This window comes from Streptomyces sp. CB02056 (assembly GCF_001905545.1).
In the GTDB taxonomy this organism is placed as follows: domain Bacteria; phylum Actinomycetota; class Actinomycetes; order Streptomycetales; family Streptomycetaceae; genus Kitasatospora.
This window is the reverse complement of the sequence record NZ_LIPD01000015.1, coordinates 138,784-163,022: the sequence shown is the minus strand read 5'-3', so window position 1 is coordinate 163,022 and position 24,239 is coordinate 138,784. Positions and strand designations below refer to the sequence as shown.

Here is a 24,239-nt window from a genome sequence, read left to right as displayed (position 1 = left end):
GGAGACCGAGATGACCAGCCCCTTCGACGACCCGGACGCCTCCTACCTCGTGCTGGTCAACCCCCTGGGCCAGTACTCGCTGTGGCCCGGGTTCGCGCAGGTGCCCGCCGGGTGGCGGATCGCCCGCGGCCGGGGCTCCCGCGACGAGTGCCTGGCGTACGTCGACCGCGTCTGGACCGACCAGCGCCCGCCGGCCCCGACGGCCGCGGCGCCGGACGGCAGGGAGGTCGTCGCGCCATGACGAGCGGCCCGGGCCCGCTGATCACCATCCGGGCGACCCCCGGCGACGGGACGCAGCCGGCCCGGGGGCAGGTCAGGCCCGGCACCTCCCGGCGGATCCTGCCCTACCTGCGGCCCTACCGGCGGCAGATCGTGGCGCTGCTGACGCTGACCGTGGTCGACGCCCTCATCACCGTCTCCACGCCGCTGCTGTTCAAGGAGCTCATCGACCGCGGCATCGTGCCGCGCGACCGGGCCGTGGTGGCGGGCGCCGCCGTCGCGGTGGCGGTCCTGGCGCTGCTGCAGGCCCTGGTGGGCTTCCTGGTCAGCCGCAGTTCGGCGCGCATCGGCGAGGGGCTGATCTACGACCTGCGCACCGAGGTCTTCCGGCACGTGCAGCGCCAGCCGCTCGCGTTCTTCACCCGCACCCAGACCGGCTCGCTGGTGAGCCGGCTCAACACCGACGTGATGGAGGCCCAGCAGGCGGTGACGGTGCTGCTGTCCAACGTGCTCTCCAGCCTGCTGGTGCTCTGCCTGGTGGTCGCCACGATCTTCTACCTGTCCTGGCTGATCGGCCTGGTGGTGCTCGTCACGGTGCCGCTGTTCGTGCTGCCGGGCCGGGTCGTGGGGCGGCGGCTGCAGCGCAACCTGCGCACCTCGATGCAGCTGGACGCCGAGCTCGGCTCGCTCATGCAGGAGCGCTTCAACGTGGCCGGCGCGCTGCTGGTCAAGCTCTACGGGCGGCCCGAGCGCGAGGACGGCCGGTTCGCCGGCAACGCGGCCCGGGTGCGGGACGTGCGCGTGGTCACCTCCGTCTACGCGCGGATGCTGCTGGTGACGGTGACGCTGCTGGCCTCGCTGGCCACCGCGGTGGTCTACGGCGTCGGCGGCGAGCTGGTGGTCGCCGGGAGCATCCAGATCGGCACCCTGGTGGCCCTGGCCACCCTGCTGGCCCGGCTCTTCGGCCCGATCAACCAGCTCTCCAACCTGCAGTCGAACTACCTGACCGCCCTGGTCTCCTTCGACCGGCTCTTCGAGGTGCTGGACCTGAAGCCGCTGATCGTGGAGCGGCCCGATGCCGTCGCCCTGCCCGTACCGGGCCCTGGCCGGGCCCCGGAGGTCGAGTTCGAGGACGTCTCGTTCCGCTACCCGGCCGCGAAGGAGGTCTCCCTCGCCTCGCTGGAGACGCTGTCGCTGCCGGCCCCGGAGCGCTCCGGCACCGCCCAGGCGCTGCGCGGGGTGAGCTTCCGCGCCCCGGCGGGCCGGCTGACCGCGCTGGTCGGGCCCTCCGGCGCGGGCAAGACCACCGTCAGCCAGCTGGTGGCCCGGCTGTACGAGCCGACCGGGGGCACCGTGCGGATCGGCGGCGTCGACGTGCGCGACCTGTCCCTGGCCTCGCTGCGCGACACCGTCGGCATGGTCACCCAGGACGCCCACCTGTTCCACGACACCATCCGCGCCAACCTGCTCTACGCCAAGCCGGACGCCACCGAGGCGGAGCTCGTCGAGGCCTGCGAGGCCGCGCAGGTCCGGGACGTGGTCGCGGCGCTGCCCGACGGCCTGGACACCGTCGTCGGCGACCGCGGCTACCGCTTCTCCGGCGGCGAGAAGCAGCGCCTGTCGATCGCCCGGCTGCTGCTCAAGAAGCCGTCCGTGGTCGTGCTCGACGAGGCCACCGCGCACCTGGACTCGGAGTCCGAGGCGGCCCTGCAGAAGGCGCTGTGGACGGCCCTGGCCGGCCGCACCGCCCTGGTGATCGCGCACCGGCTGTCCACGATCCGCGAGGCCGACCAGATCCTGGTGCTCCAGGACGGGCGCGTGGTCGAACGCGGCCGGCACGCCGCGCTCGTCGACGCCGGCGGCCTGTACGCGGAGCTCTACCGCACCCAGTTCGCCGACCCGCCCGCGCCGCGCCCCGAAGCCGGGCCGGACCCGGCCGACGGCTACGGCGCCCCGCCCCCGCTGCCGCCCGGCGGAGGCCCCTTGCGCCTGCTGCCGCCGCCCCAGGCGGCGGCCGGCCCCGACCGACCCGAACGGCCCGACCAACCCGAACGGAGAGCACGATGAGCCAGCTGACGGTCGAGGACGTGTGGCCGCTTTCCCCGCTGCAGGAGGGACTGCTGTTCCACGCCTCGTACGACCAGGACGCGCCCCGGGACGTGTACGTGGGGCAGCGGGTCCTCAACCTCGACGGCGAACTGCGGCCCGAGGTGCTCCAGGCCTCCTGGCAGGCGCTGCTGGACCGGCACGCGAGCCTGCGGGCCGGCTTCCGCTCCCGCGCGGCCGGCGACACCGTCCAGGTGATCGCCAAGGGCGTGCGGATCCCGTGGACGTACGCCGACCTCGGCGCACTGGACGAGCGGGAGGCCGACGCCCGCGCCGGCGCCCTGGCCGCGACCGACGCCCGGCGCTTCGACCTCGGCCTGCCCCCGCTGCTGCGGGTGCTGCTGCTGCGCGCCGGCCCCGACCGGTACCGGATGGTGGTGACGATGCACCACATCCTGATGGACGGCTGGTCGCTGCCGATCCTGTTCGACGAGCTGTGGCGGATCTACGACAACGGCGGCGACCCCTCGGTGCTCCCCAAGGTGCCGCCGTACCGCGACTACCTCGCCTGGCTGGGCCGCCGGGACACCGACGCCGCGCGCGCGGCCTGGCGCGCGATGCTGGCCGGCACCGGGGAGCCCACCCTGGTGGGCCCGGCCGACCGCAGCGGCCCGCCGGTGATGCTCCGGCACGTGATCGACCGGATCGGCGACGACCTCACCGACCGGCTGCGGGAGACCGCGCGCGACGCCGGGGTCACCCTCAACCGGGTCTTCCAGGTCGCCTGGGCGCTGCTGGTCGGCAAGCTGTCCGGCCGCCTGGACGTGGTCTTCGGCGCGACCGTCTCCGGCCGCCCCGCCGACGTGCCGCAGGCCGACCGGATGGTCGGGCTGTTCATCAACACCGTGCCGGTGCGCGTGCGCCTGGACGCGGCCGTGCCCTTCCGCACCGCCATGGCCGCCCTCCAGGACCAGCAGGCCGCCCTGCTCGACCACCAGCAGCTGAGCCTGCCCGAGATCCAGCGCGCCGGCGGCCCGGGCGCGGTCTTCGACACCCTGATGGTCTTCCAGAACTACCCCCGCGGCCCGATGGCCGCCCCCGCCGCCGACCCGGCGGCGCCCGGCGCGCAGCGGCCCGCCGCTCCCCCGCCCCCGGGCGAGGGCCTGGGCGGCTCCGCGCTGCGCAGCGGGGAGCAGGCCGGCGGCCCGCTGGGGCGTGGGCCGGGCCCGGAGCCGCCCGCGCCCGCCGACGGGACGTCGAAGCCGCCGCCGATGCCCGCCTGGGTCTCCCGGCGCGGCCCCGCCGGGGTGCGGGTGGCGGCCGGCGGCGGCGAGGAGGCCGCCCACTACCCGCTGACCGTCGTCGTCACGCCGGCCGACGACACCGAGATCCGGCTGGACTACCGGCCCGACCTGTTCGACGAGCGCACCGCCCGCGGCCTCGTCGACCGGATGACGCTGGTGCTGCGCCAGGTCGCGGCCGACCCGGACGTGCCCCTGGGCCGGCTGGACGTGCTGACCGGCGAGGAGCGGCGGGACCTGGACGGCTCCGGGAACCGGACCCGCCGCGAGCTGCCCGAGGCGACCCTCGCCGAGCTCTTCGAGCGGCAGGTGCGCCGCACCCCCGCCGCGGTGGCCGTGGTCGCCGGGGACACCGAGCTGACCTACGCCGCGCTGGACCGGCGGGCGAACCGCCTGGCGCACCGGCTGGCCGGGCTCGGCGTGGGCCCCGAGACGCTGGTGGGCGTGGTGGCCGAGCGCTCGCCCGAACTGATCACCGCGCTGCTGGCGGTGGTGAAGGCCGGCGCGGCGTACCTGCCGATGGACGGCCGGCACCCGGCCGGGCGGCTCCGCGCGGTCGCGGCGCAGGCGGGCCCGGCCGTCGTGCTGGTGGACGCGCCCAACGCCGGGCGGGGCCTGGCCGACGCCGGACTGTTCGCCCCCGCCGAGCTGTTGCGCCTGGCGGCGGAGCCCGCCGAGGAGACGGACGCGGAGCCGGAGGCCGGGGCCTTCCCGCCGGTGCCGGTCCGGCCGGAGAACCTCATGTACGTCATCTACACCTCCGGGTCCACCGGCCTGCCGAAGGGCGTCGCGGTGACCTACGGCAGCGTCCTCGCCTTCTGCCTCGACGAGTGCTGGTCCAGCGGGGCCCTGGAGCGGGTGCTGGTGCAGGCCAACCACGCCTTCGACGCCTCCACCTACGAGATCTGGACGACGCTGCTGCACGGCGGCCGGCTGGTGCTGGTGCCCCCCGGGGACATCGACACCGTCGAACGCGGCCGGCTGATCGCGGCCCAGCAGGTCACCAACGTGCACGCCACGGCCGGGCACTTCCGGGTGCTCGCCGAGCAGGCCCCGCACATCTTCGGCGGCGTGCGCGAGGTCTCCACCGGCGGCGACGTCGTCTCCGCGAACGCCGTACGGACCCTGCTGCGCTCCCACCCCGGCATGGTGGTGCGCACCACCTACGGCCCCACCGAGACCACCGCCTTCACCACCCAGCTGCCCTTCACCGACCCGGACGCGGTGCCCGACACCGTGCCGCTGGGGCGGCCGATGGACAACACCAGGGTGTTCGTCCTGGACGCCTTCCTGCGGCCCGTGCCGGTCGGCATGACCGGCGAGCTCTACCTCGCCGGGGCCGGACTGGCCCGCGGCTACCTCGGCCGTCCCTCACTCACCGCGGAGCGCTTCGTGGCCTGCCCCTTCCCCGCCGAGGACGAACCCGAGGGCGCCCGGATGTACCGCACCGGCGACCTGGCGCAGTGGACCCCGGACGGGCAGCTGCTCTTCCTCGGCCGCGCCGACGAGCAGCTCAAGATCCGCGGGTTCCGCGTCGAGCCGGCCGAGATCGAGGCCGTGCTCGCCGCGCACCCCGGCGTCGCCCAGGCGCTCGTCGTCGCGGTCGAGGACGAGGACGGCCACAAGCGGCTGGCCGGCTACGCCGTGCCGGCCGGCGGCGACGAGTCCGCCCTCGACCCGGAGGCGCTGCGGGAGCACCTCGCCGGGAAGCTGCCGGACTACCTGGTCCCGGCCTCGGTGACCGTCCTCGGGGCCCTGCCCGTGACGGCGAACGGCAAGCTCGACCGGGCCGCCCTGCCCCGGCCCGTCTTCGCCGGCCGGGCGGCCGGACGCGAGGCGGCCACCGACGCGGAGGAGCTGCTGTGCCGGCTGTTCGCCGAGGTGCTGAACCTCGAACAGGTCGGCCCGGAGGACGACTTCTTCGTCCTCGGCGGCGACTCGATCACCTCGATGCTGCTGGCCGGGCGGGCCGGCAAGGCCGGCCTGGCGATCTCCCCGCGCCAGGTCTTCGAACTGTGCACGCCCGCGGAGCTCGCACGGGTGGCCGGGCCGGTCGACGGGACGAAGGCGCAGCACGCCGAGGACGTCCCCTACGGCCCGGTCCCGCTGACCCCGGTGATGCGCGAGGTCGCGCGGCGGGCGGGCTCGGTGGCCCGCGCGGGCAGCCAGGCGATGCTGCTGACCGCGCCGCCCGGCCTGACCACCGGGCAGCTGGCGGACGCGCTGCAGGCGGTCCTCGACCGGCACGAGGTGCTGCGGGCGCGGCTGGAGGAGGACGAGGAGCAGCTGGTGGTGCCCGAGCCGGGCACGTCCTGGGCGGTCGCCGCGGCGGACCTGGTGAGCCGGGTGGACGCGGCCGGCCTCGACGGGGAGCGGCTGGACGCGCTGGTCGACGAGCAGGCCACCGCCGCCGAGGCCGCGCTCGCGCCGCGCGACGGCGTGATGCTGCGCGCCGTGCTCCTGGAGCGCGGCGCCGGGCGCGGCGGCCTGGTGCTGCTGACGGCCCACCACCTGGTGATCGACGGCGTCTCCTGGCGGGTGCTGGTGCCCGACCTGGCCCTGGCCCACGCGGCCCTGGCCGCCGGCGGCGCGGACGCGGCCGGGGCGGCGGTCGCCGCCGAGGCGACGTCGTTCCGCCGCTGGGCGGTCGCCCTGGCGGAGCGGGCCCGGGCGCAGCGGACGGTGGACGAACTGCCGGACTGGCGGCGGGTGGTGGACCGGGTCGAGGAGCCGCTCGCCGACCGGCCGCTCGACCCGCGCGTGGACACCGCGGGCGGCGGCCGCTCGCGCGCCGAGCTGACCGTCCCGGCGCGCACCGCGGGGCCGCTGCTGGCGGCCCTGCCCGCCGCCTTCCACGCGGGCGTGGACGACGTGCTGCTGTCCGGTCTGGCCGCGGCGCTCGGCGAGTGGCTGCGCGCCCGGGGCAGGCCGGTGCCGGAGGGCTTCCTCATCGACCGGGAGGCGCACGGCCGGGTGCCGCTGTCGGAGGACATGGACCTGACGCGCACGCTCGGCTGGTTCACCGCCGTCCACCCGGTGTGGCTGGAGACCGGGCCGATCGACCCGGCCGAGGTCCGGGCGGGCGGGGAGGACGTGGCGCGGCTGATCAAGCGGGTCAAGGAGCAGTTGCGGCAGCGGCCGGGCGACGGTCTGGGGTACGGGCTGCTGAGGTACGCGAACCCGGCCACGCGGTCGGTGCTCGCGCCGTTGGCGGCGCCGCAGATCGGGTTCAACTACCTGGGCCGGTTCGGCGGTTCCGGTGAGGAGGCGGGCTCCGCGGACGCGGACGCCGGGGTGGGCTCCGCGGCCGGTGGGCGGCCGTGGACGTCGGCGGGCGAGCACGTGATGCCCGGCGGTGTCGACCCGGCGATGCCGCTGCGGCACGTGCTGGAGATCAACGGCCGGGCGCGGGACCTGCCCGAGGGCCCCGAGCTGTCCTTCGTCCTGGAGTCGCCGGCCGGGCTGCTCGGCGGGGCGGAACTGGCGGACCTCGCCGAGCGCTGGCGGGCGGTGCTGGAGGGCCTGGTGCGGCACGCCGACGAGGGCTCCGGCGGCCACACCCCGTCGGACTTCTCGCTGATCTCGCTGGGCCAGGAGGACATCGACGAGTTCGAGTCCGCCTTCGGCGGCGGGGACGGCGCGAAGGACGGCGAGAAGGACGGCGGCTGAGGCGGCGGCGGGCAGGGGTCGCGGCCCCGGTGGGCGCGGCCCTGCCCGGGGGTCAGCCGTCGCTGCCGATCGGGCAGGTCGCGTCGGGGGCGTGGCCGAGGGGCCAGGCGAGGCCGACCAGGACGGCGTTCTTGATCTTCGGGTCGAGTTCGACGACGGGCACGGCCTTGTTGTAGGCGTTGCCCTGCGGGTCGAGGCAGATCCAGCCGCTCGCGCCGTTGACCCGGTTGCTGCCGTGCATCCGCCTCCAGCCCTCGGTGACGTCGTCCGTCGAGGGCATCGCCACCTTGTCCGTGGTCTGGTTGCGGATGCCGGCGACGGCGGTGGTGACCGAGACGGGGCCTCGGTTGCCGATTCGTGACGTGCCGTCAGAGTTGCCGCGGGGGGCGGTCGGGCGGCCTCGGGCGGTGGGGGCCGGTCGGGGGTCAGCCGGCCGGGCCGGTCCAGATGACGTCCTTGTACTCCGTGCCCATGGTGTGGTCGAACCGGACGGAGAACGGGTCGCCCGCGCCGGCCGGCAGGGCGTATGCGGTCAGCCCGGTGGCCTCCTCGCCCGGGGCCAGGGACTTGGTGAGGATCTTCATCCGTCCGCTGCCGTCGATCAGGGTGAAGACGAGGTTGCCCTTGGCGTCCCGGACGGTGGGCAGCCCCGAACCGAGGAGCGAGACCTCCGCGGGCCCGGTGTTGACGACGGTGATCCTCACCTGGACGATCGTGGCGTCCTTGGGGGTCTCGCCCACGCCCCCGCGCGGGACGTACGGCTCCGGCGCGGCCATCGTGACCTTCAGTCCGTCCGGGTAGGTGTAGGACTGGCCGAACGACAGGCGCCGGGCCCGCTCGTCCGCGGCCCGCTTCTCCTGCTCGGCCGCGAGCCGCTGGCGCTCGGCCTCGATCCGCGCCTTCTCCTTGGCCGCCCGCTCCTCGGCGGCCTTGGTCGCGGTCTCGAAGCGGATGCGCGCGGCGTCCGCCTGCGCCTTCTGCTCCCGGTGGACCTCCTGCACCCGGTTCACGACGAACACGCCGGTGCCGACCGAGACCAGCAGGCCGGTGACGCCCAGGACCACGCCCGCCAGGGCCATCGCCCGGTTGGCCGCCAGGCCCTTGCGCACGTGGCCCAGGGCGATCACGCCGAAGACCACGGCCAGCAGGGCGGGCAGCCAGGACAGCCAGAACAGGATGATGGTCAGGCCGAGCACGACGCCGACGATCCCGAGCACCATGGCCGCGATGCCCAGGCCGTTGCGGGGCTGCGGCGCGGGCGCCGGCATCGCGTAGGGCGGCCAGTACGGGGCGCCGGGTGCCTGGCCGGGGGCCTGACCCGGTATCTGCCCGGGGCCCGCGGCGGGGGCGGGGCCGAAGCCGGGGACCGTGGGGGCCGCGTCCCGGCCCTGGCCCGGCGGCGCCCACGGGTCGGCGGCGGCCGGCTCCTCGGCAGGCCGCGGGCTGCTGTCGGGCGGGACGGGAACGGTCATGCGGAATCCTTCGGGAACGGTGGGATGTCGGGCGGGCCGCTGCTCGGCCCCGGGTCGGGGGCCTCCTGCCCGGCTCCCCGACGGCAGCGGCCCGGCCCCACGCGTCACCCCCTGGGACGGGACGCCGGCCGGGCCGGCGAGTGATCAACATATACAGTGCCGGGCCACGGCCTCCCGCCGGGTACCCGGTGGGCGCCCGGTGGTGTGGGCGGGGCGCGGCGCGGGGACGGTCGCGGTGTGACGGGCAGTCCGGAGAGCGTGTTGGTCGTGGTGCGGGGTCCGAGCGGCGCCGGGAAGTCCAGCGTCGCCGCTCGGCTGCGGGCCGCGTACGGGCGGGGCCTCGCCGTCGTCGGGCAGGACCTGCTGCGGCGTACCGTGCTGCGGGAGCGGGACGTCCCGGACGGGGCGAACATCGGGCTGATCGACCTGGTCGCGCGGCACGCCCTCGACCACGGCTTCCACACGGTCGTCGAGGGCATCCTCGCCGCCGAGCGCTACGGGCCGATGCTGGCCCGGCTCGTCGCCGACCACCGGGGCCGCAGCTTCCTGTACTACCTCGACGTGGACTTCGACGAGACCGTGCGCCGGCACGCCACCCGCCCCCAGGCCGCCGAGTTCTCCCCCGAGGACATGGCCGACTGGTACCGGCCCCACGACCTGCTCCCCGACGGTCTCGAACGGGTCGTCGGCCGGCACAGCGGCCTGGAGGAGACGGTCGGGCGGATCCTCGCCGACACCGGCCTCGCCCCGGCCGGTTGGACGCCCCGGCCCTGAGGGGCCGCGGCCGGCGCGCGGGCTTCACCCAGGGCGGAACCCCGTGCTCTTCCCCCGGGGCGTCAAGTACCTAGGGTGTGAGGGGTGAGCACCCATGCGCCGAACGAAGCCCGCGTCATCCCCCTGCGCCCGCAGGCGCAGCCGCCCGCGTCCGGCGGGCCGTCCCGTCCCCCGCACCCGGCGCCCGTACGGCGGGAGCCGCTGTGGCGCGACGTCGTCGGCGACGTGCTGCGGCGCGAACGGCTCGCCCAGGAGCGCACGTTGAAGGACGTCGCGGAGGCGGCCCGGATCTCGATGCCGTACCTGTCGGAGCTGGAGCGCGGGCGCAAGGAGGCCTCCTCCGAGGTGCTCGCGGCCGCCGCCCGGGCGCTGGGCCTCGGCCTCGGCGACCTGCTCTCGCTCGCCCAGGACGAGCTGGCCCGCTACGCCGCCGTCCCGAGCCGCACGGGCCGGGGCCGCGCCCCGTCCACGGGCCGGTACGACGGGCTCTGCCTCGTCGCCTGACCGCTGCGGCGGCCGGCCCCGGCGGGGGGTCAGGAGACCGCCGGGGTGAGCAGGGTGAGGGTGCGGGCGGTGGCGTCGGCCTCGGCCCGCACGCCGAGGGGCAGCGGGAGGTTGGGGCCGGCGTGGCCGAAGTCCACGCCGGCGAGGACGGGCAGCGGGCGGTCGCCGAGCACGTCCAGGACCACCTCGCGCAGCGACGGCTCTCCCGCGCCGGCGGGCCCGTCGGAGCCGACCCGGTGCGGGGTGCCGACCACCATCGCCGCGATCCGGTCCAGGACGCCGGACAGCCGCAGCACGTGCAGGTCCTTCCAGACCGCGGACAGCGGCCGGTCCACCTCCTCCCAGAAGAGCACCGCGCCGTCGAAGGACCGCGCGGGGACGGCGTACGGGGTGGCCTGGAGGGCCACGAGCCGGTTGAGCAGGCCGCCGACCAGCGGGCCCCGGGCGCGGCCGGCGCGCCAGCACTGCCACGGGGAGAGCGCCGGCAGCGGCCCGGGCGGGGCCGGCACGGTGAGCACCCGTAGGTACGCCTCGCGCAGCGCCCGGTGCGCGCCGTCCTCCTCGGGCCCACCCGCGAAGCGCCCGCTCCACTCGCCGAAGCCGTAGGTGGCCATGTCGGCGTGCACGCCGACCAGTCCGGTGCGGGCGTGCAGGGCCAGCAGCAGCTGGGAGACGTCGCTGCAGCCCAGCACCGGCTTCGGGTCGGCGCGTACGGCGTCCAGGTCCAGCAGGTCCAGCCAGCCCGTCACCGCCTGCCCGCCGGTGTGCGCGACGATCGCCCGCACCTCGGGGTCGCGCAGCAGCGCGTTGAACTCCGCCGCCTGCTCGGCGGGACGGCCCGCGGCCCACCAGTGCCGGCGCCCCTCGGCGACCGACGGGCACACCCGTACCCGGAAGCCGAGTTCCTCCAGCACGGCCGTGCCGCGGGCCAGGAGGTGCCGGTCCCCGTCCTCCAGCGGACCGGACGGCGCGGCCACCGCCACCAGGTCGCCGGGGCGCAGGGCACGCGGGCGGAGCAGGGCGGTCGGCGCGGTGGGCATGGGGCGACCCCGGTTTCACAGGTGGGCGGATCCGGCCGGGCCGGACGGGCGGGACACCCCCGGCGGCCGCACCGGCCGGGCGGGTCGGACCGCAGTCTCGCCGTCGGCCCGCGCGGCGGCAACCGGTTTTCGCCCGGGCGGGCGGTCGCCGGGCGCTCAGCCGGGGAGGGCCGGCAGGCTCGGCAGGCGGTCCAGGGTGATGCCGAAGCGGGTGCGGTACGCGGCGAGGGCCTCGTCGTCGGTGAGGGTCCGTTCGGTGCGTTCGCCGGCCGGGGTGGTGGTGATGAGGCGGTTGCCGCTGAGGGTCGCCCGGCCGCCGTCCGCGGTGAGCAGTGTGCAGGTCGTGGAGCGGGTGAAGTGGGAGTCCGGTGAGGTGGTCTGCCACCGGCAGGTCGGGGCGAAGTCGGCGAGTTCGTACGGGCGCGGGCCCAGGCGGTACTGGGGCGTGCCGTCCCGTAGGACGTCCAGGTCGCCGTGGGCGCCGGTCGGGGTGAGGGTGAACGCGCCCTCGGCGTCGGCCTGTTCGCCGCGCTCGTCGAGGCGCAGCGGGTGGTGGCTGAAGCGGCCGAAGCCGACGTCGGCCAGCCACGGTTCGTCGAGGTCCACCCGCAGGGCGAGGTGGTCGAAGGGCGGGCCGAGCCGTTCGCCGTCGAAGACGCGGGCGGCGAGCAGGCCGACCCGGTAGCCGAGCGAGGTGAGCAACTGCGCGAAGGCGCCGTTGAGTTCGTAGCAGAAGCCGCCGCGGCGGCGGGTGACGACCTTGGCCAGCAGGGCGGCGGGGTCGAGGACGATGCTCTCGCCGAGGTGGATGTCCAGGTTCTCGAACGGGACGGTGCGCAGGTGCGCGAGCTGGAGCCGGGCGAGCGCGTGCGGGGAGGGGGCGCCGGGGTCGGGCAGGCCGATGCGGTCGAGGTAGGCGTCCCGCTGGGCGGCGGTGAGGCCGCCGGTGGGGCCGTCGGACGGCTGCTCGGGGTGTGGCACGTGATCCATCGGGCCATTCCACCCGGGAGGCCGGGCGCGGGGCCATCGGCTTTTGGTCCTACGCCCCCGGGTTCCCGCGCGTCCGGGTTCTTACACGCCTTTGCCGTCACTCTGCCGAACGGCTGACGGGCGCCCGGCAGAGTCGTGCCCACACCGACCGCAGGACGTACGGAGGACACCGCGATGACGACGAGCACGGCGAGGGGCACGGCCACCGGGGCGAACGGCGCGAGCGCGAACGGCGCGGACACGGGCGGCGCGGGGCGGCGGGCCCGGCGGGGCGCCCTGGCCGCCGCGGCCCTGGCGGTACTGGCGACGGCGCTGCCGCTCGCCGCCGCCCCGCCCGCGCAGGCCTCCGCCGCCGGGGCGCAGGGCCGGCCCGCGTGGTGCCCGGCCGTCCCCGGCCACCGGGTCGACTGCACGACCATGCGCCGGCCCCTGGTGACGGGCGAGCCGCGCCTGGGCGGCGTCGACGTGAGCTACGCGGTGGTGCGCCACAGCCGCCCCGGTCCGGCCCTGGGCACCGTCGCCCTCAACCCCGGCGGCCCCGGCGAGACCCTGATCGACCGCGCCGAGCAGGTGGCCGGTGCGCTGCGGGGGGTGCTGGACGACTACGACGTGCTCCTGCTGGACCCGCGTGGCACCGGCCGCTCCGGCCGGCTGCCCTGCGACGTCACCGAGGCCGAGTACCGCTGGGCCCCGCGGGCCGGCCAGCGCGAGCTCGTCGCCGAGTGCGCCGAGGAACTCGGCCCGCGTGCCCGCGGCTACACCAGCGCCGCCACCGCCGACGACATCGACGCCGCCCGCGAGCGCCTGGGCGCCCCCAGGCTGGTGCTGTACGGCATGTCCTACGGCACCTACCTGATGCCGGTCTACGCCGACCGCCATCCCGAGCGGGTCGAGAAGATGGTGCTGTCCGGCGCCTACCCGGTCGCCTTCGACTCCCTGGCCCGGCCCGGCGCCCAGCAGGTCTCCCTGACGCTGCGCCGGATCTGCGAGCGCAGCGGCGCCTGCGACCCGGACACCGCGGTGCACGACCTCGCCGCCGTCGCCGAGCGGCTGCGCGCCCGCCCGCTGAAGGTGACCGCCGAGGCCGGCGGCGAGCGGCGCACCGTGCTGTTCACCGAGGACAAGCTCGCCGACCTGATGTACGAGCCGGCCACCCGCGGCATCGGCCTGCACCCCGGGGAGTCCGGGCTGCTCGGCGCCCTGCCCGCCGCCCTGCACGCCTTCGCCGCGGGCGACGAGGGGCCGCTGTCCGCCCTGGTGCGCGGCGAGATGGAGGGCACCGGCACCGAGGACCAGGCCTCCTTCCTGGCCGTCACCTGCAACGACTACGTCCGCGCCTGGGACCCGGACGCCCCGGTGCCGGAGCGCCGCCGCCAGTACCGCGCCGCCCTGGCCGCCGCCGACCCGGCCGACTTCGGGGCCTTCAGCCCCGAGGGCTGGGCCGCGGGCCAGACCGACGGCGGGGACAACTGCCTGAACTGGCCGCGCCGGGGTACCGCCCGCCCGCAGCCGACCGACCTGGGGAACCTGCCCGACGTGCCCGTCCTGGTGCTCTCCGGGGACCTCGACACCAACACCCCCGAGGTCAACTCCCGCCTGTCGGCGGCCCAGTTCCGCCACAGCGCGTTCGTCTCGGTACCCAACAGCGGACACCTCCCGGAGATGGGGTCCACGGGCTGCGCCCTGGAGATCTCCAGCGGCTTCATCCGCACCGGCGAGGTCGGCGACACCTCCTGCCTGGCCCAGGTCCCGCCGGTCGCGGTCGTCCCGGTCCCCCGCTGACGCGTCGTCGGCAGCCCCCGACCGGCCTGACCACGCCCGCCACCAGCGAGGATGACACCATGACAGATCCCACCGCCGACGCCCGGCGCACCGTCCTGGTCGTCGAGGACGACCCCGGTGTCCGCGCCACCCTCGACCACCTGCTGCGTTTCGAGGGCTACCGGGTGCTCACCACCGCCGACGGCCAGGAGGCGCTGGAGCTCCTGGAGCACCGGCGCCCCGACCTCGCGGTGGTGGACGTGGTCATGCCCCGCCTCGACGGCCTCGCGCTGTGCCGGATGCTGCGCCGGCGCGGCGACCGCCTGCCCGTCCTCGTCCTCACCGCCCGCCACCAGCTCGGCGACCGGGTCGCCGGGCTGGACGCGGGCGCCGACGACTACCTCGCCAAGCCCTTCGCCACCGAGGAGCTGCTGGCCCGCATCCGCGCCCTGCTGCGCCGCACCGAGCCGCTCGACGCCGGGGACGGCGAGGACACCGGGCTCGTCCTCGCCGACCTCGCCCTGGACCCGGCCGCCCGGCTGGCCCACCGCGGCGGGCGCCGGCTCGACCTGACCAAGACCGAGTTCGACCTGCTGGAGCTGCTGCTGCGCAACCAGGGCACCGTCCTGACCCGCCACCGGATCTACGAGCGCATCTGGGGCTACGACTTCGACACCGACTCGCGCTCGCTCGACGTGTACGTCGGCTACCTGCGCCGCAAGACCGAGGAGCACGGCGCGCCCCGGCTGATCCACACCGTGCGCAACGTCGGCTACACCGCCCGGACCGCCTGATGCTGCGCACCCGCATCGGCCTGGTGGTCCTCGCCTCCGTCCTGCTGGCGATCGCCGTGCCCGTCACCGCCGCCTACCGCGGCGTCAGCACCCTGGTCTCCGACCAGCTCGACCGGAGCCTGCGGGACCGGGCCGAGACCGTGCTCGCCGCCCTGGACCTCGGCTGGCTGCCGCCCGCCCGGCCCGACACCGTCGAACAGCTGCTGCCCGCCGACGGCACCGCCCGGCCGCTGGCCCCGGGCGGCGGGCCGGCGCTGCCGGTCTCCGAGCGGGCCCTGGAGGTGGCCCGCACCGGGCAGGGCTCCCACCAGGAGGACGCCACCGTCGACGGCACCCCCTACGGCGTCCTCACCCAGGCCCGCCCCGACGGGCAGGGCGCGGTGATGGTCGGCCAGACCTACGCCGGGGTCACCGAGGTCGACGACGCGTTCCTGCGGCGGATCACCGTCACCAGCGTGGCGGCCGCCGCCGCCTGCGCCCTGCTCAGCTGGCTCGTCCTCGGCCGCATCCTGCGCCCGGTGCGGCGCCTGGCCCGCGCCGCCGAGCACATCACCACCACCCGTGACCTGGCCACCCCGCTGCCCGCCGCCGGGCGCGACGAGGTCGGCGGCCTCACCCGGGCCTTCGAGTCGATGGTCGGCGCGCTGCGCCGCTCCCGCGAGCAGCAGCAGCGCCTGGTCCAGGACGCCAGCCACGAGCTGCGCACCCCGCTGACCTCGGTGCGCGGGTGTGCCGAGCTCCTCCAGCGCGCCCGCGGCCGGCTCGCTCCCGAGGACGAGGAGCAGATCCTCGCGACCCTGGTCACCGAGACCGTCGCGCTCGACGAACTCGTGCGTGAGCTGGTCGAGTTGGCCACCGACCAGCAGAGCGCGGAGGAGCCGGAGCCGCTCGACCTGCCGGCCGCCGCCGAGGACAGCGCGCGGCGCTTCCGCCGCCGCACCGGCCGGGAGATCGCCGTCATCACCGAGGGGCCCGTCCCGGTGCTGGCCCGTCCGCGGGCGCTCCAGCGCTGCGTGGACAACCTGGTGGGCAACGCCGTCAAGTTCAGTCCGGACGGCACCCTGGTCCAGGTCCGCGTCACCGGCACCCGGCTGGCCGTGCGCGACCGCGGGCCCGGGATCGCCGCCGGCGACCGGCAGGCCGTCTTCGGGCGCTTCTACCGTGCCGCCGGCACCCAGTCGACCCCGGGTTCGGGGCTGGGCCTGGCCATCGTCCACGACCTGGTCGTCGCGGACGGCGGCACCGTCTTCGCCGCCGCCGCTCCCGGCGGCGGTGCCGAGGTCGGCTTCCGGCTGCCGCCGGCCCCGGGCGGCTGACGGTCCGCCGGACGGCGCCCCGGCGGACCGTCCGGAGGGGCCCGGGCGGACGCGTGAGCGCGAGAAGTCCGGCCCCGGCCGGACCCCCGCGCGGGACGGGCCCGTCAGGCCGGGAGGAGGTGAGCGGCCACCAGGGTGGCGAAGTCCTCGGGGGTGAGGATGCGGATGCCGAGCTCCTCGGCCTTGGCGCGCTTGGAGCCGGCCTTCTCGCCCGCGACCAGGAGGGTGGTGCGCTTGGAGACCGAGGAGGAGGCCTTGCCGCCGGCGCGTTCGACCAGTTCGTTCATCTGGTTGCGGGAGAGGTCGGCGAGGGCGCCGGTCATGCTGCCGGTGACGACGACGGCCTCGCCGGCGAGCGGGCCCCGGTCGTCGGCGGTGTCGCCTTCCCCTGCCGTCGGTGTGGCGGCGGGAGCGGTGGGGGCGGTGACGGCGGTGCCCACGCCGAGGGCGGCGAGGCGGTCCAGCAGCGGGGCGAGTTCGGCGAGTTCGGCGGCGACGACGCGGGCCTTCTCGGTACCGATGCCGTCGACGCCGGCCAGGGTCTCGGCGTCGGCGGCCCGGATCGCCGTCATGGAGCCGAAGTGCGCGGCGATCCGGCGGGACATGGTCCGTCCGGTGCCGCGGATGCCGAGGGCGCAGAAGACCCGGTTGAGCGGCCGGGTGCGGGCGGTGGCGATCGCGGCGAGCAGGTTGTCGGCGCTGGTCTCCCCCATCCGGTCCAGAGTGAGCAGCTGTTCGCGGGTGAGGGTGAACAGGTCGGCGAGGTCGGTGACCAGGCCGGTTTCGACGAGCTGGACGGCGCGGGTGCCGCCGAGGCCCTCGATGTCGAGCTGGTCGCGGCCGGCCGCGTAGAGGACGGAGGCGACGGCCTGGCAGTCGCGGCCGCGGACGCAGCGCCAGCGCTGCTCGGTGGTGTCGATGGCGTCGCCGCAGCGCGGGCAGGTCTCGGGGAAGGCGATCGGCTGCTCGGCGCCGGTGCGGGCGTCGAGCACCGGGGCCTCGACCCGGGGGATCACGTCGCCGGCGCGGTAGACGAAGACCTGGTCGCCGATCATCAGGCCGCGCCGTTCGATGTCGGCGGGGTTGTGGAGGGTGGCGAAGGTGACGGTGACGCCGTCGATGACGACGGGTTCGAGGACGGCGCGCGGGGCGATGACGCCGGTGCGCCCGACGTTCCACTCCACCGCGAGCAGCCGGGTGACCTGGTGCTGCGCGGCCAGTTTGCGGGCCACGGCCCAGCGCGGTGCGCGCGAGCCGGAGCCGGCCTCGGCGCGGTCGGCGGCGAGGTCGGCCTTGACGACCACGCCGTCGATCCCGAAGGGCAGTTCGGCGCGCAGCGCGGCGATCTCCTCGACACGCTGCTGGACCTCGGCGGTGTCGGCGCAGCGTCGGGGGCTGGCGGCGGTGGTGGCGGCGGTGTGGGCGCCGAGGGCGGCGAGGTGGTCCAGCAGGGCGCTGTGGGCGAGGCCGTCGGGGCCGATGGCGTCGTAGGCGAAGAAGGTGAGTTCGATCCGGTAGGGGCGGTCCTTGGCCCGCAGGGTGCCGGCGGCGCCGTTGCGCGGGTTGGCGAAGGGGGTGGCGCCGTGGTCGGCGCGTATCCGGTTGGCGTGGTCGAACTGGTCCTGGGTGAGGAGGACTTCGCCGCGCAGTTCGATGTCGGCGGGTTCGGTGAGTTCGGCGGGCAGGCCGAGGACGGCGTCGGCGGCGTGGGTGATGTCCTCGCCGGCGAGGCCGTCGCCGCGGGTGACGACCTGCTGGAGGCGGCCGGCGCGGTAGCGGGCGGCGATGGCGAGGCCGTCGAGCTTGGGCTCCACGCACCAGGCGGTGACGGGGCGGCCCAGGCGCCGTTCGAGGCCGGCGGCCCAGGCGTCGAGTTCCTCGGCGGAGAACACGTTGTCCAGGGAGAGCATCGGGGCGCTGTGCGGGACGTCGCCGTTCGCGGCGCCGCCGGCCACCTTGCCGGTCGGCGAGTCGGGCAGCGTCTCGCCGGGGTGGGCGCTCTCGTAGGCGGCGATGGCCCGCAGCAGGGTGTCGTACTCGTCGTCGCCGAGCGGGGTGGAGCCGTCGGTGTAGTACGCGGCGGCGGCCCGGACGGCGGTGGCGACGGCGTCGGCGTACGCGGACGGGGAGGACAGCGGTGCTGCGGTGGCGGTCATGCGGGAATCATGGCGGCCGGCACTGACAGGGCCCCGGGGCGCGCGCCGGCGGAACGCTGGGAGGTGTCAGACCAGCCGGGCGGTGGTGGGGGTGTCGGTGCCGTGGCGGCGGGCGTCGCGGCGGGCGTGGCCGGGGGTGGGGCCGGTGCCGAGGACGCGGCCGTCGGCGAGGGCGAGCCAGGTGCCCGGGGGTGTGCCGTCGGGGACGGGGGCGGCGAGGGCGGCGGCGGGTTCGTGGCCGACGGAGGACGGCAGCGGGAGAGGGAGCTGGTGGCCCTCGCGCCACTGGGCGGTGGTGCGCTCGCCGCCGGTGCGGCGGCGCCAGTACAGGTGCTGGGCGACGATCAGCGGGCCCAGGGCGGTGAGCAGCGGGAATCCGCTGGTGAGCCAGCCGGCGGCGAAGCAGGCGCTGACCGTGCTGGTGGTGAGCAGGCCGACGAGGGCGGCGACGGTGGCGGCGGTGCGGCCGTGGGCCTTGGCGGCGACGAGCGGGTAGAGGACGAGCAGCAGGAGGTCGCCGAGGCCGACGGCGACGGGGGCCGGGCCGCCGGTGAGGGCGAGCAGGGGGGCGAAGGGGCGGTCCTGGACCTGTTCGAAGAAGCGGGTGGTGGTGTCGGTGAGGGTGGTGGCGGCCAGGTCGTAGCCGGTGAGGACGGCGGCCAGGGCGGCGGTGTGGCCGGAGCGCAGGCCGCTCTGGGTCCAGAGGTTGGCGACGCCGACGACGGCGGTGGCGATCATCAGGTCGCTGCCGGCGCGGGCGGCGGCTGGGTGGCCGGTGAGGGCGGCGAGCGCGGTGGCGGCGGTGGCGGTGAGGGCGGCGGCCCAGGACCAGGGGGTGGCGCGCAGCGGGGTGGCGGCGAGCAGCGGGGCGAGGGTGAACTGGACGGCGAGGCAGGCGACGAGGCCGAAGACGGCGGAGACGGCGGCCGCGGGCAGGGCGGTGTAGAGCAGCGGGGCGAGGACGACTCCGGCGCACAGGACGGCGATGTCGCCGCCGGTGTAGACGCCGACCGGGGGGCGGGGCATCCGGACGCGGGCGAGGTACCAGGCGGCCAGGGCGGTCTCGGCGGCGACGGCGGCGCTGAGGGCGGCCAGGGCGGCGGGGTCGACGGTCATTCAGCGCCTTCCGGGGACACGGTCGGGGGCGGCGGGGGTGCCGGGGGCGGCGGGGACGTCGAAGGTGCCGAGGGTGTCGAAGGTGTGCTCGCGCAGGTCGGCGCGCAGGGGTGCGGTCGGCGGCATGGCGGCGCGGTCCTCGTACAGCAGGATGTCGGCCAGGCGCAGGCCGGCGGCGCGGGCGCGGTCCTCCAGGCGGCCGCGCAGGGCGGTGGCGGGCAGGCGGTCGACCAGCAGGTGCAGGCGGGCCGGTCCGTCGGGGCCGTCGGGGCCTTCGGTGAGGGCGTGGCGGGCGGGCAGCGGGACCTCGGGTTCGGCTTCGACCAGGTCGAGCACCTCGCGGGTGGTGACGGTGCGGCTGAGCGGGCCGTTCCAGCGGCCGAGGATCTCGGAGGTGGCGGGCAGGTGGGCGAGTTCGCAGTCGGGCGGCTCGGCGGGGAGGCGTACGAGGTCGCCGGTGGCGTAGCGCAGCAGCAGGGTGCACTCGCGGTAGGGCACGTAGGGGGTGTGCACGACGGTGCCGGTGCCGCCGGGGGCGGTGGCTTCCCAGGTGAGCGGGTCGAGGACTTCGAGGTGTCCGAACTCGGTGGTGTGGTGGAGGTGGCCCCGGGTGCAGGGGGTGGCGCCGGAGGGCAGGATCTCGGTCATCAGGTAGGCGGAGGTGGCGGTGGCGCCGAACACGGCCTCGGCGCGGCGGCGCAGCGGTGCGGAGAGCACCTCGCCGCCGACGCTGATCGACTCCAGGCCGAAGTCGGCTTCGCGCCACTTGTGCTGTTCGGCCTCCTGGACGAGGGCGGCCAGGTAGGAGGCGGAGGTGGTGAGGTGGGTGACCTGGGGGTCCTTGCCGGGCAGGCCGAGCGGGGCGGCGAGGCGGTCGAGGGCCACGGCGGGGGCCACGGTGCCGAGTTGGACGAAGCCGGCGCCGGCGCGGGTGGCCGACTCCTCGGCGTTGACCAGGGACAGGGTGGCGCGGGAGCAGCCGGCGTAGGCGACGGTGTGGCGGGGGCGCAGGCCGAGGCCGAGCACGGCGGAGATGGTGCTGAAGGCGATGGCGCACTCGAGTTCGGCGCGGGAGAACCACACGGCGGTGGGGGTGCCGCTGGTGCCGGTGGTGAGCGCCTGCAGGGCGGGGCGGGCGGTGTCGGAGACGAAGGCGGCGGGCAGGGCGCGCAGCGCCTGTTTGGGGGTGACGGGGACGCGTGACCAGTCCTCGGGCTCCAACCGGTCGGGGTCGAGGCCGAGTTCGGCGAAGGTGCGGCGGTAGTAGGCGGTGTGCCGGGCCGCCGTTCGGGCGGTGGCGCGCAGGCTGCGGCGGGCCACCTCGCGCCGGACCTGCGGGTCGACGTGTCCGGCGCGGCCGGGCAACAGGGCGGAGTCCTCGCCGGGCTCGCCGAACTCGGCGATGGTGGCGACCAGGTCCCGGGCGAGGCGCTCCAGGTCGCGGGGGCGGATGCGACGGTTCGTCAGGATCGCTGCGCCGTAGCGCAGTTGGCTCAGCGCGGTCGCGAACAAGCGGACTCCCAGGCCAGGGTCGGACGATGGGCCACCCGGCCCCGGCCGGGGTCGGTCGGATCAGACCATGTGCAGGAACATCGCGGCGGTGAGGGTGCTGAAGGCGTACTTGAGGTAGTGCTTGACCATGATCGGTTCTCCCTCGTACGGGCGGCCGGCCGCCCTGGCCGGGCGCAGCGGCGGATGTCCGGGGCCGGGTTCCGGCCTGCGGGCAACGGCAGTATAGGGACGGTCCGGCGGTGTGCAACAGGCTATGTGCACAGCCAACCTTCCGCTTGTGCAGGGGAGTTCGGGGTTGTGGGTGTGCGGTGGGGGTGTTCTGGGCACGATCTGACGAATCCATGCCGGGTGCCGGCCGCGTGGCGGTCCGACACCCCCTCCCCCGAGGAGTCCCCTTGACGAACACGTTCCTGCGGCGGCTGTCCTTACCCGCCGCGCTCGCCGTCCTGACGGTCGCGGCGTCGGCCTTCGCCACCGGTACGGCCCACGCGGCCGAGCCGGGCGGCCCGTGTGACCCCCGCGTCTCCCGGACCGGGCTGTACGAGGTCTCGACCGCCGTCGTCGAACCGGTGCTCACCCACTGGAAGGGCATCACCATCGCCCCGGGCACCACCGGCTCCGTCGAGACCACCGTGACCGAGGTCCAGAACGTCAGCACGACCTTCAACGCCTCGACCGAGATCAACGCGGAGGCGGGGGCGTTCTTCGCGAAGGTCTCCATCAAGGTCGGCTTCTCCGTCCAGACCAGCAAGTCCACCACCAGCACCTGGTCCCAGAAGGTCACGCTGAACTTCTCCCGCCCCGGCGACTACGCGGTGTTCAAGGGCACCAACCGCGTCCAGGGCAAGGCCGACGAGTACGTCTGCCTCCCCCGCGGCGGCTGGGGCAACAACGACCCCGGTGACGGGTACTGGGCCTACGCCTTCGGCTCCCACCCCACCTACAGCACCTTCGACGCCGAGATCGAGGGCACCGTCTCCTGCGACACCCCGGTCAACCCCGGCACCGTCCAGGAGCTGGCCCGCAACAAGCTCGTCTGCCACTGAGCCCCACCCCCGCCCGGGGCCGGTCCGTGCCCAGGACCGGCCCCGGGCGGGTCAGCGCCGGGGTACGGCGGTGTGCGGGATGGCGAGGTCGGCCATGCGGTGCAGGACGGCGGCGGGGATCGCGGGATTCCTGGCGGCGGCGTCGGCCCGGCACGGGTCGAGCAGCAGCACCACCAGCTCCTCCGGCGGCAGGGCCGGGTTGACGCGGGCGAAGTGCCGCACGCCGCTGTCGGGGTCGGCCGCGAGCGCGGCCGCGGTGGCGGGGGCGAGCCGACGGTCGGCGGCGGCGGCCCGACGGACGGCCGGGTCGGGGTCGGCGGCGGCCCGTTCGACGTGGGCGGGGGTGGCGGCGGGGTCGTCGAGGGCCAGGGCCCGCAGGCGCGGGTTCGGGTCGGCGGCCAGGCGCAGCAGGCCCTGGCGGGGGAAGCGGGGGTGGTTGCGCGGGCGGCCCGGCCCCTCGGCCAGTTCCGCGAACAGCTCGCGCAGCGCCGCCCCGGGCGTGGCGGCGATCAGCCGCTCCCACTGGGCCGGTGACAGCCGGCCGCTCTCCGCGGCGCCCATCCGCACGCGCCGGTCGGGGTGGGCGATCGCGGCGTCCAGGACTCCGTCGGGCAGGTCGTCGCGGTCCAGGAAGTGGTGCTCGCCGGCGTCCAGCAGGCGCAGGAGCAAGCCGCCGGGGGCCGTGCGGTTGTGGCCGAGCCCGGACAGCCAGGCGAGGCCGGTCGCGCGGTCGACGGCGGTGGCGCGGGTCAGCGGGGTCCAGACGGGGCCGGGCTCGACGGGCTGTCCGGCCTCGGCAGGGGGTGTCGGTGCTGGTGTCACCGGCGGGAGCCTACGCCCGCCGCCCGTACGGCCCGCGGGGCGGGGCCGGGCAGGTCGGAGCGGCGGGAACGGGCGGAAACGCCGGCGGCGCGGCGGCCCGGACACCCGATCCCCCAGGTGTCCGGACCGCCGCGCCGCCGGTGCGCGGTGCCCCGGGTCAGCCCGCGAGGGTGCGGGCCAGGGCGTCGAGGCCGTCGGCGTAGATGCCGGTGAACAGGTCGACGACCTCCTGCTCGGTGGCGCCGACGGGGTTGAAGCGGCCGGACCACTGGACCTCGGCGAGGTCGGCGCGGCCCGGGACGGCGTGGACGCGGAGGGTGGAGACGTAGCCGTCGACCGGGAACGGGGCCTGGAGGATGGCGTAGCTGTACTGCCGCTCGGTCTCGTTGAAGTCGACGAGGCGCTCGACGATGACGTCGCCCTCGGGGTTCTTCAGGCTGCGCACGCGGCCGCCCTCGGAGGCGGTGCTCTCGGGGATGTAGGGCAGCCAGTCGGGCAGGGCGTCGAAGCCGCCGATGAGGCTCCAGACCTTCTCGGGGGTGGCGGGGACGGTACGGCTGACGGAGGTGGAGGCCATGGTCGTTTCTCCTGTCACTGCGGTGGGGTGTGCGGGTGGTCAGGCGTTGTTCGGCAGCGGGGCGGCCGGGCTGACCAGGCCGGCTGCGCGCAGCTCCTGCCAGAACGCGGCCGGGACGGTCTCGTTGAGGGCGGCGACGTCCTCGGCGATGCGGCCGGGCTTGGTGGCGCCGGGGACGGCGGCGGCGGTCACCGGGTGGGCGAGGGAGAACTGCAGGGCGGCGGCCTTGATGGAGACGCCGTGCTTGGCGGCCAGGGCCTTGAGCTCGGTGACGCGCTCGATGATGTGGGCGGGGGCCTGCTGGTACTCGAAGTGGGTGCCGCCGGCGAGGATCCCGGAGCTGTAGGGGCCGCCGACGACCATGTCGACGCCCTGCTCCTGCGCCATCGGCAGCAGCCGCTGGAGGGCGTGGTCGTGGTCGAGCAGGGTGTAGCGGCCGGCGAGGAGGAAGCCGTCGGGCTGCGGCTCGTCCAGGGCCAGGGTGAGCTCGATCGGCTCGGTCTTGTTGACGCCCAGACCCCAGGCCTTGATGACGCCCTCGTCGCGCAGGCGGGACAGGACGCGGAAGGCGCCGGTGCGGGCCTCCTCGAACTTGGCGAGCCACTGGTCGCCGTGGAAGTCCTGGGCGATGTCGTGGACCCAGACGATGTCCAGGCGGTCGGTGCCCAGGCGCTTGAGGCTGTCCTCGACGGAGCGCTCGGTGGCCTCGGCGGTCCACACGTGGAGCATCTTGTTCGGGTTGCCGTGCTCGAAGAGGCCGCCCTTCTCGCCGAGGTCGCGGGCGCCCTCCTCCAGCTCGTCGAGGATGACGCGGCCGACCTTGGTGGACAGGACGTACTCGTCGCGCGGCTTGGTGGACAGCACCTCGCCCAGGCGCTCCTCGGAGAGGCCGGCGCCGTAGAAGGGGGCGGTGTCGAAGTAGCGGACGCCCTGGTCCCAGGCGGCTTCGACGGTGGCCAGGGCCTCGGCGTCGGGGATCGCGCGGAACATGTTGCCGAGCGGGGCGGTGCCGAAGCCGAGCTTGCCGGGGAGGATGTTCTTCAGGGACATGTCACTGCCTTTGCGGAGCGGGCGGGCGTCATGGGGGACCCGCCGGGGGTTGCGTCCGCACCGAAGGATTAGTG

19 protein-coding genes are annotated in these 24,239 nt (G+C 76.0%); 9 read left to right on the top strand and 10 right to left on the bottom strand.

Annotation, left to right across the window (positions count from 1 at the left end; translation table 11 throughout):
* The first annotated feature begins 10 nt into the window (after positions 1 to 10).
* From AMK13_RS33370 to AMK13_RS33360, 3 genes are read left to right on the top strand one after another with little or no spacing between them, the layout of a single operon-like run.
* Complete coding sequence (locus AMK13_RS33370) at positions 11 to 241, top strand: MbtH family protein (protein ID WP_074005399.1); 231 nt, start codon at positions 11 to 13, stop codon at positions 239 to 241.
* The gene (locus AMK13_RS33365; protein ID WP_074005398.1) at positions 238 to 2,286 is read left to right on the top strand and encodes an ABC transporter ATP-binding protein; all 2,049 of its coding nucleotides are present in this window, start codon (positions 238 to 240) and stop codon (positions 2,284 to 2,286) included. Before AMK13_RS33370 ends, AMK13_RS33365 begins: the two co-directional genes overlap by 4 nt.
* Positions 2,283 to 7,235 (top strand): non-ribosomal peptide synthetase, encoded by a 4,953-nt coding sequence (locus tag AMK13_RS33360; RefSeq protein WP_074005397.1) that lies wholly within the window; start codon positions 2,283 to 2,285, stop codon positions 7,233 to 7,235. The genes AMK13_RS33365 and AMK13_RS33360 overlap by 4 nt, the downstream gene beginning before the upstream one ends.
* Before the next feature lie 52 nt (positions 7,236 to 7,287).
* On the opposite strand, the gene AMK13_RS33355 is transcribed toward AMK13_RS33360, so the two are convergent.
* Positions 7,288 to 7,515: a hypothetical protein gene (locus tag AMK13_RS33355; RefSeq protein ID WP_074005396.1), complete on the bottom strand. Its 228-nt coding sequence runs from the start codon at positions 7,513 to 7,515 to the stop codon at positions 7,288 to 7,290.
* 145 nt (positions 7,516 to 7,660) lie between these two features.
* Positions 7,661 to 8,707: a DUF4190 domain-containing protein gene (locus tag AMK13_RS33350; protein WP_079272724.1), complete on the bottom strand. Its 1,047-nt coding sequence runs from the start codon at positions 8,705 to 8,707 to the stop codon at positions 7,661 to 7,663.
* Between the two features lie 237 nt (positions 8,708 to 8,944).
* Here AMK13_RS33350 and AMK13_RS33345 point away from each other — a divergent pair, with 237 nt between their 5' ends.
* Positions 8,945 to 9,481 (top strand): AAA family ATPase, encoded by a 537-nt coding sequence (locus tag AMK13_RS33345; protein ID WP_074005395.1) that lies wholly within the window; start codon positions 8,945 to 8,947, stop codon positions 9,479 to 9,481.
* Between the two features lie 84 nt (positions 9,482 to 9,565).
* Entirely contained in the window at positions 9,566 to 9,985 is a 420-nt protein-coding gene (locus AMK13_RS33340) for a helix-turn-helix domain-containing protein (protein WP_049660094.1), read from the top strand.
* Between the two features lie 29 nt (positions 9,986 to 10,014).
* On the opposite strand, the gene AMK13_RS33335 is transcribed toward AMK13_RS33340, so the two are convergent.
* Together AMK13_RS33335 and AMK13_RS33330 are read right to left on the bottom strand one after the other, a co-directional pair.
* Positions 10,015 to 11,025 (bottom strand): S66 peptidase family protein, encoded by a 1,011-nt coding sequence (locus AMK13_RS33335; RefSeq protein ID WP_074005394.1) that lies wholly within the window; start codon positions 11,023 to 11,025, stop codon positions 10,015 to 10,017.
* 156 nt (positions 11,026 to 11,181) lie between these two features.
* Positions 11,182 to 12,015 carry an arylamine N-acetyltransferase family protein gene (locus AMK13_RS33330; RefSeq protein ID WP_079272723.1) on the bottom strand — a complete coding sequence of 278 codons (834 nt, stop codon included), beginning with the start codon at positions 12,013 to 12,015 and terminating at the stop codon, positions 11,182 to 11,184.
* A gap of 174 nt (positions 12,016 to 12,189) precedes the next feature.
* Here AMK13_RS33330 and AMK13_RS33325 point away from each other — a divergent pair, with 174 nt between their 5' ends.
* From AMK13_RS33325 to AMK13_RS33315, 3 genes are read left to right on the top strand one after another with little or no spacing between them, the layout of a single operon-like run.
* Positions 12,190 to 13,797, top strand: coding sequence for an alpha/beta fold hydrolase (locus AMK13_RS33325; RefSeq protein ID WP_079272722.1), 1,608 nt, complete (start codon positions 12,190 to 12,192; stop codon positions 13,795 to 13,797).
* Between the two features lie 59 nt (positions 13,798 to 13,856).
* Positions 13,857 to 14,570 carry a response regulator transcription factor gene (locus tag AMK13_RS33320; RefSeq protein ID WP_074005393.1) on the top strand — a complete coding sequence of 238 codons (714 nt, stop codon included), beginning with the start codon at positions 13,857 to 13,859 and terminating at the stop codon, positions 14,568 to 14,570.
* Positions 14,570 to 15,886: a sensor histidine kinase gene (locus AMK13_RS33315; RefSeq protein ID WP_074005392.1), complete on the top strand. Its 1,317-nt coding sequence runs from the start codon at positions 14,570 to 14,572 to the stop codon at positions 15,884 to 15,886. Before AMK13_RS33320 ends, AMK13_RS33315 begins: the two co-directional genes overlap by 1 nt.
* A 104-nt stretch (positions 15,887 to 15,990) precedes the next feature.
* Here the strand turns inward: AMK13_RS33315 and ligA are convergent, their stop codons facing one another.
* The 3 genes from ligA to AMK13_RS33300 form a co-directional block, all read right to left on the bottom strand.
* A complete protein-coding gene (gene ligA, locus AMK13_RS33310; RefSeq protein WP_074005391.1) occupies positions 15,991 to 18,042 on the bottom strand; it encodes an NAD-dependent DNA ligase LigA in 2,052 nt (683 codons plus the stop codon).
* A 66-nt stretch (positions 18,043 to 18,108) separates the two neighbouring features.
* On the bottom strand, positions 18,109 to 19,158 hold the full coding sequence (locus AMK13_RS46150) for a hypothetical protein (protein ID WP_074005390.1): 1,050 nt from the start codon (positions 19,156 to 19,158) through the stop codon (positions 18,109 to 18,111).
* Entirely contained in the window at positions 19,159 to 20,670 is a 1,512-nt protein-coding gene (locus AMK13_RS33300) for a phenylacetate--CoA ligase family protein (RefSeq protein WP_241853139.1), read from the bottom strand.
* Between the two features lie 395 nt (positions 20,671 to 21,065).
* Here AMK13_RS33300 and AMK13_RS33295 point away from each other — a divergent pair, with 395 nt between their 5' ends.
* Positions 21,066 to 21,716, top strand: a complete 651-nt coding sequence (locus tag AMK13_RS33295) for a hypothetical protein (protein ID WP_074005389.1) — start codon at positions 21,066 to 21,068, stop codon at positions 21,714 to 21,716.
* Positions 21,717 to 21,767: 51 nt separating this feature from the next.
* Here the strand turns inward: AMK13_RS33295 and AMK13_RS33290 are convergent, their stop codons facing one another.
* From AMK13_RS33290 to AMK13_RS33280, 3 genes are all read right to left on the bottom strand, one after another.
* Positions 21,768 to 22,538: a hypothetical protein gene (locus tag AMK13_RS33290; protein ID WP_074005388.1), complete on the bottom strand. Its 771-nt coding sequence runs from the start codon at positions 22,536 to 22,538 to the stop codon at positions 21,768 to 21,770.
* Between the two features lie 157 nt (positions 22,539 to 22,695).
* Entirely contained in the window at positions 22,696 to 23,115 is a 420-nt protein-coding gene (locus AMK13_RS33285; protein WP_074005387.1) for an SRPBCC family protein, read from the bottom strand.
* 39 nt (positions 23,116 to 23,154) lie between these two features.
* Positions 23,155 to 24,165: an aldo/keto reductase gene (locus AMK13_RS33280; RefSeq protein WP_074005386.1), complete on the bottom strand. Its 1,011-nt coding sequence runs from the start codon at positions 24,163 to 24,165 to the stop codon at positions 23,155 to 23,157.
* Positions 24,166 to 24,239: the final 74 nt, after the last annotated feature.

Excerpts from the sequence above, each read along its gene's own strand:
- AMK13_RS46150 (WP_074005390.1), bottom strand. The coding sequence starts at position 19,158 with ATGACCGTCGACCCCGCCGCCCTGGCCGCCCTCAGCGCCGCCGTCGCC.
- AMK13_RS33325 (WP_079272722.1), top strand. The coding sequence starts at position 12,190 with ATGACGACGAGCACGGCGAGGGGCACGGCCACCGGGGCGAACGGCGCG.
- AMK13_RS33360 (WP_074005397.1), top strand. The coding sequence starts at position 2,283 with ATGAGCCAGCTGACGGTCGAGGACGTGTGGCCGCTTTCCCCGCTGCAG.
- AMK13_RS33330 (WP_079272723.1), bottom strand. The coding sequence starts at position 12,015 with ATGGATCACGTGCCACACCCCGAGCAGCCGTCCGACGGCCCCACCGGC.
- AMK13_RS33280 (WP_074005386.1), bottom strand. The coding sequence starts at position 24,165 with ATGTCCCTGAAGAACATCCTCCCCGGCAAGCTCGGCTTCGGCACCGCC.
- AMK13_RS33365 (WP_074005398.1), top strand. The coding sequence starts at position 238 with ATGACGAGCGGCCCGGGCCCGCTGATCACCATCCGGGCGACCCCCGGC.
- AMK13_RS33315 (WP_074005392.1), top strand. The coding sequence starts at position 14,570 with ATGCTGCGCACCCGCATCGGCCTGGTGGTCCTCGCCTCCGTCCTGCTG.
- AMK13_RS33350 (WP_079272724.1), bottom strand. The coding sequence starts at position 8,707 with ATGACCGTTCCCGTCCCGCCCGACAGCAGCCCGCGGCCTGCCGAGGAG.
- AMK13_RS33335 (WP_074005394.1), bottom strand. The coding sequence starts at position 11,025 with ATGCCCACCGCGCCGACCGCCCTGCTCCGCCCGCGTGCCCTGCGCCCC.
- AMK13_RS33355 (WP_074005396.1), bottom strand. The coding sequence starts at position 7,515 with ATGCCCTCGACGGACGACGTCACCGAGGGCTGGAGGCGGATGCACGGC.
- AMK13_RS33285 (WP_074005387.1), bottom strand. The coding sequence starts at position 23,115 with ATGGCCTCCACCTCCGTCAGCCGTACCGTCCCCGCCACCCCCGAGAAG.
- AMK13_RS33370 (WP_074005399.1), top strand. The coding sequence starts at position 11 with ATGACCAGCCCCTTCGACGACCCGGACGCCTCCTACCTCGTGCTGGTC.
- AMK13_RS33320 (WP_074005393.1), top strand. The coding sequence starts at position 13,857 with ATGACAGATCCCACCGCCGACGCCCGGCGCACCGTCCTGGTCGTCGAG.
- ligA (WP_074005391.1), bottom strand. The coding sequence starts at position 18,042 with ATGACCGCCACCGCAGCACCGCTGTCCTCCCCGTCCGCGTACGCCGAC.